The sequence below is a fragment of the Oceanicaulis sp. UBA2681 genome (genome assembly GCF_002354675.1).
Taxonomy (GTDB): domain Bacteria; phylum Pseudomonadota; class Alphaproteobacteria; order Caulobacterales; family Maricaulaceae; genus Oceanicaulis; species Oceanicaulis alexandrii.
Map to the genome: position 1 here is coordinate 292,341 of NZ_DEMB01000010.1, position 11,180 is coordinate 303,520.

The 11,180-nt window shown below is 62.3% G+C and carries 10 protein-coding genes; 6 read left to right on the forward strand and 4 right to left on the reverse strand.

The genetic code is table 11. The features are described 5' to 3' along the window. Positions 1–56: 56 nt before the first annotated feature. The 3 genes from B3M53_RS08105 to B3M53_RS08115 all read left to right on the forward strand — a co-directional run bounded on the left by B3M53_RS08105 (position 57) and on the right by B3M53_RS08115 (position 3,088). Positions 57–1,238: a hypothetical protein gene (locus B3M53_RS08105; protein ID WP_273020628.1), complete on the forward strand. Its 1,182-nt coding sequence runs from the start codon at positions 57–59 to the stop codon at positions 1,236–1,238. A 96-nt stretch (positions 1,239–1,334) separates the two neighbouring features. After that, positions 1,335–2,369 (forward strand): L-threonine 3-dehydrogenase, encoded by a 1,035-nt coding sequence (tdh, locus tag B3M53_RS08110; protein WP_273020630.1) that lies wholly within the window; start codon positions 1,335–1,337, stop codon positions 2,367–2,369. 47 nt (positions 2,370–2,416) lie between these two features. Further along, the gene (locus B3M53_RS08115; protein WP_273020632.1) at positions 2,417–3,088 is read left to right on the forward strand and encodes a nitroreductase family protein; all 672 of its coding nucleotides are present in this window, start codon (positions 2,417–2,419) and stop codon (positions 3,086–3,088) included. A gap of 50 nt (positions 3,089–3,138) precedes the next feature. On the opposite strand, the gene B3M53_RS08120 is transcribed toward B3M53_RS08115, so the two are convergent. From B3M53_RS08120 to B3M53_RS08130, 3 genes are all read right to left on the reverse strand, one after another. Beyond that, the gene (locus B3M53_RS08120) at positions 3,139–4,482 is read right to left on the reverse strand and encodes a methyl-accepting chemotaxis protein (RefSeq protein WP_286800049.1); all 1,344 of its coding nucleotides are present in this window, start codon (positions 4,480–4,482) and stop codon (positions 3,139–3,141) included. A 123-nt stretch (positions 4,483–4,605) separates the two neighbouring features. Further along, complete coding sequence (locus tag B3M53_RS08125) at positions 4,606–4,788, reverse strand: superinfection immunity protein (protein ID WP_022702161.1); 183 nt, start codon at positions 4,786–4,788, stop codon at positions 4,606–4,608. 138 nt (positions 4,789–4,926) lie between these two features. After that, entirely contained in the window at positions 4,927–6,543 is a 1,617-nt protein-coding gene (locus B3M53_RS08130; protein WP_286800064.1) for a long-chain-fatty-acid--CoA ligase, read from the reverse strand. A 167-nt stretch (positions 6,544–6,710) separates the two neighbouring features. Between B3M53_RS08130 and B3M53_RS08135 the strand changes: the two genes are divergently transcribed. Beyond that, positions 6,711–7,697, forward strand: coding sequence for a threonine ammonia-lyase (locus tag B3M53_RS08135; protein ID WP_286800051.1), 987 nt, complete (start codon positions 6,711–6,713; stop codon positions 7,695–7,697). On the opposite strand, the gene B3M53_RS08140 is transcribed toward B3M53_RS08135, so the two are convergent. Then, entirely contained in the window at positions 7,694–9,871 is a 2,178-nt protein-coding gene (locus B3M53_RS08140; RefSeq protein WP_286800052.1) for a lytic transglycosylase domain-containing protein, read from the reverse strand. The two genes, B3M53_RS08135 and B3M53_RS08140, sit on opposite strands and share 4 nt — an antisense overlap. Before the next feature lie 147 nt (positions 9,872–10,018). Here B3M53_RS08140 and dapA point away from each other — a divergent pair, with 147 nt between their 5' ends. Both dapA and smpB read left to right on the forward strand, forming a co-directional pair. Next, positions 10,019–10,891: a 4-hydroxy-tetrahydrodipicolinate synthase gene (dapA, locus tag B3M53_RS08145; protein ID WP_286800053.1), complete on the forward strand. Its 873-nt coding sequence runs from the start codon at positions 10,019–10,021 to the stop codon at positions 10,889–10,891. Then, the coding region (smpB, locus tag B3M53_RS08150; protein ID WP_286800054.1) for an SsrA-binding protein SmpB at positions 10,888–11,180 on the forward strand (293 nt) is incomplete at its 3' end. The genes dapA and smpB, both read left to right, overlap by 4 nt.

Below are 11,180 nucleotides of genomic sequence, written 5' to 3' on the forward strand. Positions count from 1 at the left end.
AGGCGAACCCGTGCCAGTGTCTGTCTTGATACCATGATCCTGGCAAGGGGGACGCCATGACCGAAACGCACACTGCAGCGAACGGAGCTGATGAGAGCGCCGCCAGCAGCGCCCGCCCGGGCGATGAAATGCTGCCCTTCCTCAACAACTTCCACGACATCTTCACCACCATAGGCGTGTTGATCCTGTTTACCGGTCTCATCCTGGGGGCGGTCCAGTTTCACGACTCCCTGGATCTGGATCGGGACGGGATGGCGTCCGAACTCGTCTCGCTTGGGCTTCTCGGGCTGATCGCTCTCATCGCCTGGGGATTGTCGGCATTACTGGTGGGGCGGCAGCGCCGCATCCTGCCGGGGATCGTGTTATGCGCGGTGTTCGTGTTCTGCTTCGGGGGTCTGTTGGTCTGGCTCTATACCTCCTTCATTCTGCCGCTTCTGACAGAGGTTGATCCTGCGGTCGCCTTTGACCATCTGAGCGTTTTTCAAGAAGAGACTGTCAGCGCGATGCTGAACGAGCTCGGCTGGGCGTTGCGCAGCTGGCCGGTGATGATCGGGGCGTTCTTCGTGGTGGCGGTCGGTCTGTATTACGCCAGCTTCCGCTTGCCGTTCTCAGGCGGGCTTCTGGGCGTGGCGATCGCGGCGCTGGCCGCGAGCATCTGGCTGGTGATCGACCCTTACAGCTTCATGGTCTTCAACCCGCTCGCCAGCCTGTTGATGGGGCTTGGGCTGTTTCTGGCCGGAATCGTCTTTGATGCGCGCGATCCCGCCCGAACCACACGCCTGTCGGGCACAGGGTTCTGGCTCCACTTTTTCGCTGCGCCGGTTCTCCTCTCCGCCGCCCTGACGATGGCGATCAATGGCGTGCGAATTGACCCGCAGGATAGCTTTGTCGGCATGATCTATTTTCCCGAAGGGGGAGAAGACGCCGCCGCCATGCGCGCCGCTGTCGTCACCTTGCTGGTCATTGCGGTGTTCGCCCTGGTCTCTCTTCTGATCAACCGACGCGCCTTGATCGTATCAGGCCTGCTGACGACGGGCGTCGCGCTTGGCGTGCTCGTGAACCAGCTGGGCCTGGACGGCGCGGGCGTGGTGGCGACGACCCTGCTGGTGCTGGGCGGGATCGTGGTGCTTCTGGGTGTCGCCTGGACGCCCGTGCGCGGCGTTCTCACCGCGCCCTTCCCGAAATCCGGCTTGCTGGCGCGCATCATTCCGCCCGTCTCCCATGGTCACGAAGGTTGAACCTGTCGCGTATGCTATGAGGGGCGCTCTTTTCTTTCATCGCGCGGCGTGATCAAAGCGAGGTGAGACGTCCACCTCTCAATTGGGAGCCCCCGTATGAAAGCCCTGGTCAAAGCCAAAGCCGAAGAAGGCCTGTGGTTGCAAGATGTCGACAAGCCCGAGATCGGGCCGGACGACGTCCTGATCCGCGTGCATAACACCGCCATCTGCGGCACTGACGTGCATATCTATAACTGGGACGCTTGGGCGCAAAAAAACGTGCCCGTGCCCATGGTGGTCGGCCATGAATTCGGCGGCGTGATCGAGGCGGTCGGATCTGACGTGCACCGGGTGTCAGTGGGCATGCGGGTGTCCGGCGAAGGCCATGTGGTGGGCGAGAAATCCCGCGCCGTGCGCGCCGGGCGCTTCCATCTGGACCCCGACACCAAGGGCGTGGGCGTGAACATGCCGGGCGCGTTCGCCGAATATCTGGTGATCCCCGCGTTCAACGCCGTGCCGCTGCCCGATGAAGTCTCCATGGAGCAGGCGGCCTTCCTCGATCCGCTGGGCAACGCCGTTCACACCGCCACCGCCTTTGATCTGGTGGGGGAAGACGTGCTGATCACCGGCGCGGGACCCATCGGCATCATGGCCGCTGCGGTCGCGCGCCATTGCGGCGCGCGCCATATCGCGGTGACCGACATCAATCCCGATCGCCTGGCGCTGCTCGAAAAAGTCTGCCCGACCGCCGTGCCGGTGAACACCACCAAGGACGATCTGCGCGATGTGCGCGCGCGTCTGAAGATGACGGAAGGCTTTGATGTGGGCCTTGAGATGTCAGGCGCGGAGCCGGCCTTCAACCAGATGGTCGAGAACATGGTGATGGGCGGCAAGATCGCCATGCTGGGCCTGCCCGGCAAGCCGTTCAATCTCGACATGGGCAGCCTGATCATGCGGGCGATCACCTTCAAGGGGATTTATGGCCGGGAAATGTTTGAGACCTGGCACAAGATGCTGGCCATGCTGCAATCGGGCCTCGATGTCAGCCAGCTCATCACCCACCGACTGCCGGCGACTGACTTCCAGACCGGCTTTGACGCCATGCGCTCTGGCAAGGCGGGCAAGGTGATCCTGGATTGGACGCAGGTGTAGTCACTTCGTGAATGGCCTCAGGGCGCGTTCTGTCACAGAATGCGCCCATGACCACTCATCCTGTGACCCCTCTTGAATTTTCCGAACTGCCCGAAACCGAGATGCGCGCGCGGGCGGAGGCGTTTTACGAGACCATGCGCCAGCGACGCACGGTGCGTGATTTCTCAGACCGGGCCGTTCCGCGTGAGATCATCGAGACGGCGATCCTGACCGCCGGCACTGCGCCCAATGGCGCCAATCACCAGCCCTGGCATTTCACGGTTCTGGGGCAGGGGGAGTTGCGGACGCAGCTGAGAGAGGCCGCAGAAGCCGAAGAGCGCGCCTTTTATGAAGGCAAGGCCAGCGCGGAATGGCTTGAGGCTCTGGAGCCGCTCGGCACTGACGCCAGCAAGCCGTTTCTGGAAACCGCGCCGTGGATCATCGCCGTCTTCGCCCAGCGTCGCGGCGGACCGAAGCCGGGGGATGACCGGAAGAACTATTATGTCTCTGAAAGCGTCGGCATCGCCTGCGGGCTGCTGATCGCAAGCCTGCATCAGGCGGGCCTCGCCACCCTGACCCATACGCCCAATCCCATGGGGTTCCTGACCGAGATCTGCGACCGCCCGGCGACGGAAAAACCGATGATGCTGATCGTCTGCGGCTATCCGTCCGAGGGCGCCCAGGTGCCGCTGCACGCGCTCGAGAAGAAAGCGCTCTCTGAGATCAGTGATTTTCGGTAAGGCCTGAAAGACGCGCCAGCGGTGCAACAGCATCGCTGGCGCTGTCTCGCTTAGGCTTTGCTGAGATCCGCCATCAAGCGATCAATCGCAGTCAGCACATTATCTGATGCAGCGTCCATCTCTTCGACCGCCAGCTCAGCGCCCTCATAATCGCCTTGCGCGCACAAACGCGCCGCGCGTTTGCCGCATTCGTGGGCGCGCGCGTGCGGGGGCTCAATCGCGATAAAGGCCGGGATGGAGCCATACTGGCTGCGCGCCTTTTCATACCATTTGCCCAGACGGCAGGACCGGTGGTCGGACAGCTCGCTTTCAGACAGCTTGGTCGCGCCTACCAGCATGCTGTTGAGGCGTTTCTTCCACAGCAAATGGTCTGACTTGGCGCAATGCAGCACGAAATTGTCGATATGACGGTCGCTGAGCGCGCTGAGGGTCTGGCCGATCGTGGATTCGGTGCCAGCGCTCGCCTCAACCACATTTTCGACCCGCTCGCGCGCCTTTGTTGCGCCGTCTGCGATCTGGGTGACCGATTGCGACAGATCGGTGGTCGCCTTGGACTGTTCTGCGATCAGGCGGGCGATGTCGGACACGATCTGCGCGCTTTCACGCACCTTGTCGGTGACCGTGTTGACGGCTTGCTCGGACGAGTTGGCGGCGTCAATACCGGCGTGAATGGAGTTGGAAGAGTGTGACACGGCCTCGGTGATGGCGGTGACTTGGCGCTGCAAATGCTCCATGCGCAGGCGAATGTCTTCTGTCGCCTTGGCGGTCTGACCCGACAGCGCCTTGACCTCGCCGGCCACCACGGCGAAGCCCTTGCCGGCTTCGCCGGCGCGAGCGGCTTCGATGGTGGCGTTCAGCGCCAAAAGGTTGGTCTGATCTGCGATGGCGGCGATCGTGTCCACGATCTCGGCGATCTGGCGGGACGCCTGTTCCAGATCGGTGACCCGGCCGGTAATCGTTTCAAACGCGCCGCCCAGCTGTTCGCTTTCCGAGCGGGTCAGCCGAACCGCTTCAAGACCGGATTGAGACTGCTCAACGCACGCGCCCAGGGAGTCTGCGCCGCGGCTGGCGAGCTTGTTGATCTCATGAATGGAGAAGTCCAGTTCTTCCACCGCACTGGACATGCCGCTGGCGTGCTTATCCATTTTCCGGACTTCGCCAGTGGCGCGCGAGACTGCCGCCATGGCGTTGGAATCCTGCATGGACGCGTTCACCGTTCGCTCCAGCTCGGCGGCGTTACGGCGTTTCAGTTCCTGATGCAGGTCGTTCAGCGCCTCCGCCGCCTCGTGAGGCAAGGCGCTCAGATCGGGAGCGCGCCCCACCTTGATGGCGGTGATAGCCTCAGCGAGCTTCGCGGACACAGACTGCGTTTCTGCGTAGTCTTGTGATGCCATGACTTGATGATCCGCGACGTTCGACACGGCCTTGCGTCCAAAACTGAGCATAAAGTTTCCCCATACGAATAGGGGTCTACGGGTAGCCAGTGATTGGTAAACGCAGGGTTCACAAAGCCTTGGCTAAGCTCGAATACGTCGCTCAACCGCTGTGCACGACCAGATCAGGGCGATCAGCCAGCCGATGACGGTCCAGCCCAACAGCAGATTGGTCAGGAATATCGCAAATCCATTGTGGTGACCGCGCACCAGCGCGATCAGCGTGGGCAGGAAATGCAGCACCGCCAGCAGAATCATAATGTCCATGACCAACCTCCTTATTGTTTGTCGATAAATGTGGGGAGGGTGGCGACAATCCGCAAGTGACGATCTCGTAAGGTGGCGACAAAAAACCCCGGCGCGCTGCGCCGGGGTTTTGAGAAGCAAGCTGTGTCAGCACGCGACTTATTCAGGGAAGGTGTAGTCCTTGAACATCTCGCGCAGCTTGGTCTTGAGGATCTTGCCCGTGGCGCCAAGGGGCATTTCGTCGATGAACTCGATGCCATCCGGCAGCCACCATTTCGGAACCCGCGTCGACAGATACTCACGGATGGAATCCGGCGTCGGCGTGGTGTTGGGTTTGGGCTGTACGATCAGCAGCGGGCGCTCCTGCCATTTGGGGTGGGGCATGCCGACGGCTGCGGCCATCGCCACATCGGGATGGCCCATGGCGGCGTTTTCCAGATCGATGGAGCTGACCCATTCGCCGCCGGACTTGATCACGTCCTTGGAGCGGTCGGTGATGGTCATATACCCATCCTGATCGATATGGCCCACATCACCGGTCTTGAACCAGCCGTCATCGGTGAAGCTGTCCGGGCCTGCGCCGCGATAATAGCTGTCGATGATCCAGGGGCCGCGCACATGGATATGGCCTGCGGACTGGCCGTCTCGCGGCAGGATATTGCCGTCATCATCCACGGTGCGCATTTCCACGCCGAACAGAAGACGGCCCTGCTTGAGCTTGATGCCGACCTTCTCGTCCTCAGTTAGAGATTCATGCTTGGGCAGAAGCTTGCCGACCGTGCCCAGCGGGCTCATCTCGGTCATGCCCCAGCCTTGCTGCATCTCGACGCCATACTCGTCCTGATAGGCGCGCATCAGCGCTTCGGGCATGGCCGAGCCGCCCATCAGCACTTTCTGGACGCAATCAATCCGCTTGCCGCTATCGCGCAGATACTGAAGCAGGCCCAGCCAGACCGTGGGCACGCCCAGAACCTGGTTGACCTCTTCGCCCTCGATCAGGCCCTGCAGGCTCTCACCGTCAAGCTGCGCGCCGGGCATGACCAGTTTCGCGCCCGCCATGGCGGCGGCGTAGGGCACGCCCCAGGCGTTGACGTGGAACATGGGCACCACCGGCATCACCACGCCGTCAGCGCCGACCCCGATCGCGTCCACGCTGCAGCAGGCCATGGCGTGAAGCACCGTTGAGCGGTGCGAATAGAGCGCGCCCTTGGGATCGCCCGTGGTGCCGGAGGTGTAGCACAGCCCTGCGGCGGCGTTCTCATCGAACTCGGGGAAATCAAACTCATCATGCGCGTTCGCAAGCAGGGTCTCGTAAATCTCGACCTTGGTCTTGGTCTGCGGCTTGGTCGCTTCGCTCGTCATGGCGATCCAGCGCTTGACCGTCTTGCAATGCTTGGCCACTGCATCGACCAGCGGCGCGAAGGTCACGTCAAAGAAGACGTGCTTGGCCTTGGCGTGATCAATGATCCAGGCGAGCTGTTCGGGGCTGAGACGCGGATTGGCGGTGTGTACGACTGCGCCAATGCCGGACACGGCGTAATAGAGCTCCATATGCCGGTGGGTGTTCCAGGCGATGGTGGTGATCCGGTCGCCCGGTTTTACCTTCAGCGGTCCTGTCAGGACATTGGCGAGCTGTTGGGTCCGCTTATAGCAATCGGCATAGCCATAGCGGTGAATTTCGCCCGTATCGGGCAGGCGCGACACGATTTCGCGCTGGCCATGATTGAGAGCTGCATGGTGTAAAATGTCCGCAATCATGAGCGGACGGTTCATCATCTGACCGCGTAGCAAGGCTCAGTCCTCCCCTGTAACCTGACGCTCAGCAGAGCCGAGCGCTGGTTCGTTTTGTTGTTACGCCTATCAAAAGGCCCGGAAGCGCAGTACGCAATCCCTTTCGCACCAGTTTCTTGCAGCCGCACAAAAGTTCGAAAGGCTTTGCAACCATGACGTCTCCGCTTCCTGACTTCGATGATGTCCGTGCAGCCGCCGCACGCTTGAAAGATCAGGCGGTCCGCACGCCCTTGCTGACCAATGCGGCGCTGGATGACAGGGTGGGCGGGAGAATTCTTTTAAAAGCGGAATGCTTGCAGCGGACCGGCACCTTCAAGTTTCGCGGCGCCTATAACGCATTGTCCAAGCTGAGCGAATCGCAAGCGCGCAAGGGCGTGGTGGCGTTTTCGTCCGGCAATCACGCCCAGGGCGTCGCAGAAGCCGCGCGCATCCTGGGGATCAAGGCGATCATCGTGATGCCTGAAGATGCGCCAGACGTGAAAAAGGCGGGGGTTTTGGCGCGCGGCGCCGAGATCCGCGCCTATGACCGGGCGACTGAAAGCCGCGAAGAGATCGCACAAGCGCTGTGTGACGCCAGCGGCGCGGCCCTGATTCCATCTTACGACCATCCCGACGTCATCGCCGGGCAGGGCACGTGCGGACTGGAAATCTTTGAAACGCTCAAGACTGACGGCGTTCACGCGGATCAGCTGATCTGCTGCGTGGGCGGCGGCGGCCTGATCGCCGGCATCAATCTGGCGGCGCAGGCGCTGTCGCCTGAAACCGCGGTTTATGGCGCGGAGCCGGAAGAGTTCGATGATCACGCGCGGTCGCTTGCGAGCGGTCACAAGGTTGGCAATGTCCGCAAGGCGGGGTCGCTCTGTGATGCGTTACTGACGGAAACGCCTGGGGATCTGACATTCGCCATCAATCAGCCGCGCCTCAAAGGCGTCGGGGTCGTGAGCGATCTGGAAGCGATGCAGGCGGTTCGCTTTGGGTTCGAAACGCTCAAGCTCGTGCTTGAGCCGGGAGGAGCGGCGGCTTTGGCGGCGCTTCTGTCGGGCAAGATCGACGCGAAGGGCAAAACCACAGTCGTCGTGCTGACGGGCGGGAATGTGGACAGCGCCGTCTTGCAACAAGCGCTGTCCAGCGCGCTCTAACGGCCTTCGGCGCCGCCTTCTGCGTCCTCATCCGGATCAGTCAGGACCGGCGCGTCCGGGGCGGCGACCGCCTCCTCTTCTAGCGCTCTCTCAAGAGCCTGAGCTTCCCGCAGGGCGGCGACGAAATCATCGGGCAGGGCTGGAAGGTCGCGAGAGAACTGCCCCGACAGATCCTGGGTGATGTTGAGCGGCGTCGCTTCGCCATTGTTCAGACGCGCGCGATAGACCTGCAGGTTCTCGATGATGCGTTGCACATAATTGCGCGTTTCCGAGAACGGGATGGATTCCACCCAGTCAATCGGGTCGATGTCATCGGTGCGCGGATCGCCATAGTTGTTCACCCAGCGCCGCACCCGATGCCCGCCGGCGTTATAGGCGGCGAGCGCCATCACCAGAGAGCCTTCGTAATCCGTCACCACCTCCTGAAGGTGGGCCATGCCCAGGGTCAGGTTGTACCCCGGGTCATCAGTCAGCCATTGGAAGTTATAGGGCATATCCAGCTGTCGCGCGGTCTGGCGCGCGGTGGCGGGCATCATCTGCATGAGACCGCGCGCGCCGGCGCCGGACACGGCCTGGGGATCAAACTCGGTCTCCTGACGAATGACGGAATAGGTCAGGGCCGCTTCAGGCGCCATGGGCGCAGCGTCCGGCAGGTCGATCAGCGGGTAGGCGCGTTCCGCCAGGATCATGCCCTGCAGGCGCCCGGCTTTTGCAGCGCGGACCGCCTGACGGATCTGGAAGTATTCCAGGGCAATGTCGGTGATCATGGCCTGTTCTTCAGGCGTCTGCATCTCATCGTCAAAATGATACATGAAGACCCGGAACAGATAGTCCGCATTCACTTCCGCGAGCAAACGCAGGGCCTGAATTTCAGGCCGAGCGTTGAAGGCGGCGCGCGCCTCTTCGCTGGGATCGGGGTCAGGCGGCAGATCAAGCTCGGCTGCGTCCGGCCCCAAAGCCAGCAGCGCCAGTTGTCCATAATAGGCGGTGGGGTATCCGGCCGCCGCGGTGAAGCGGTCTGAGGCGAGTTCCAGTTCGCCGGACGCCTCGGCGGCGCGGCCCTGCCAGTAGAGCGCGCGTGAGGTGGAGACGGGCGTGGTGACGCCGCTTTCAAGCCGCTCAAAATGCGCGAAGGCGACGCCGGGCTGATCGAGTTTCGTCAGCGCCAGCCACCCCGCCAGGAATTCGGCGTCAGCGAATTCAACGCCGCGCTCCATGCCATTGGCGGCGGCCAGCTGATAGGCGGTGTCAAAGTCGCGGTCCCGGATCAGGTCCAGGATCATCAGCTTGCGCTCGGTCCACATGGATTCCAGCGCCGCGTCATTGTCATAGCTGTCAGGCAGTTCCAGCAGCAGCTCCAGTGAAGTGTCCAGACCCCTGCGGCGGCGCCAGCGGGCGCGCTCATACACCAGGCCCGGCGTATCGCTCAGCGAGTCAGGGACCGCTGAAACCGCGCCATCCACGCCGCTGGAGCGGCTGGCAAGGCGGATACGCGCTTCCGCGACGCGGCGTTCCCCGGCGGAGAGCTCCGGCAAGAGGCGGCTGGCGGCGGTGCGCTGACCGGCCCAAAGCAGAAAGTCGACGCGGGCGGCGTGATCGTCATTGGTCAGAATCTCGCCATGCTCGCGCAGCACATCGCGTTGATTTGACAGGCGCAGGCTCTGGGTGCGCCAGGCGGTGCGGATTTGCTCGGCGCCTTCATCCGCGCGCCCCAGCGCGATCAGGGATTCGCCCAAGGCGATGCGGCCTTCGCCGGTGACCGGTTCGCGATCTTCAAACCAGGCGACGATCAGGGCCGGGCTGAGCCCGGAATCCTCGATCTTCCATTCCGCTTCTCGGCGAATTGAAGCCTGGCGCGGCCAGCCGTCCAGCTCGTCAATGGCGCGATCAAGGTCTGAAAATGGCGCACGGGCGTCGCTGACCGCGATCCGCCATAGCAGGACATGGTCAGCGACCGGATTATCCAGCGTGATGATGGCGGCGCGCACATCATCCCAATCATCGTCATCGGCGGCGCGCATGCCGCGCCTGAAGGCCGTAAAATCGGCGTCTGACAGCAAGATGGAATGGTTAGGCACGGGCGGTTTCAGCCGCGGTGCGGGCGTTTGCGCCGTCGCAGCAGACAGCGGCAGGGAGAGGGCGAGCAGGAACAGCGCGGCGCGGGCCAGGGTCACGTCTGTATGTCCTATGTAAGAGCCGGATAAACAGCAGGGTGAGCCAAGTGCAAGCCGCTGTCCATGATTGTCCTCTGCACTTGGCGCAAATCGGTGCGGCGCGTATGGTCCGCGCCCGAATTTGAAGTTCCGATGAAGGTCCGTCCCATGTTCAAAGGCTCCCTGACAGCGCTCGTCACTCCGTTCAAGAACGGCGCCGTTGACGAGAAAGCCTTCGCAGCCCTGATCGAGCGTCAGATCGCGGCGGGGACGACGGCGCTTGTTCCGGCGGGCACCACAGCGGAAACGCCCACCCTGACCCATGCCGAGCGGCTGCGCAGCGTCGAGCTGTGCGTGGAGATTGCAGCGGGACGGGTTCCTGTGATCGCAGGCGTCGGCGTGAACGCCACAGCAGCGACAATCGAGCTGCAGGAACACGCCAAGCGGATTGGCGCGGACGCCGGTCTGGTTGTGGCGCCGTATTATAACAAGCCGTCCCAGGACGGGATCATCGCCCACTTCACCGCTATTGCGGACGCCGTCGCTCTGCCGATCATCGTCTACAATATTCCGGGCCGGTCCATTGTTGATATATCAGTTGAGACCATGGCGGAGCTGGCGCGCCATCCCAATATCATGGGTGTGAAGGACGCGACGGGCGACATCCAGCGCGTCACGCGGCATCGCAATGTGATCGGCGAAGACTTCACCCAGCTGTCTGGCGAGGATGCTTCGGCTCTGGGCTATAACGCCCATGGCGGACACGGCGCGATCTCTGTGACCTCCAATGTGGCGCCGGAATTGTGCGCCCGGTTTCAGAGCGCCTGCCAGGACGGTCGCTGGGAAGAGGCTCGGACGCTGAATGATCGTCTGCAGCCCTTGCATGAGGCGCTGTTCGCGGCGCCGAGTCCGGGGCCGAGCAAATACGCGCTGTCGCTTCTGGGCCTGTGTGACGAGGAGGTTCGCTTGCCGCTGGTTGCGTGCCCTGAGACCGTCAAGGTCAAGGTGCGCGCGGGGATGGAAAGCTGTGGTCTGCTATGAGCAAGAACAAAGATGATAACGGCCTGGTGGCGGTCAATCGGCGCGCCCGGTTCGACTATGAGCTGGAAGACACGTTTGAAGCCGGCATCCAGCTCTTGGGCACCGAGGTGAAGTCCCTGCGTGCGGGCAAGGCCAATATCGCGGAATCCTATGTCAGTCCTGAAGATAATGAGATCTATCTGATCAATGCTGACATCCCGCCCTACGACCATGGCAACCGCTTCAACCATACGCCGCGTCGACGTCGCAAATTGCTGCTGAAGAAAAAAGAGATCAACAAGATCGCAGG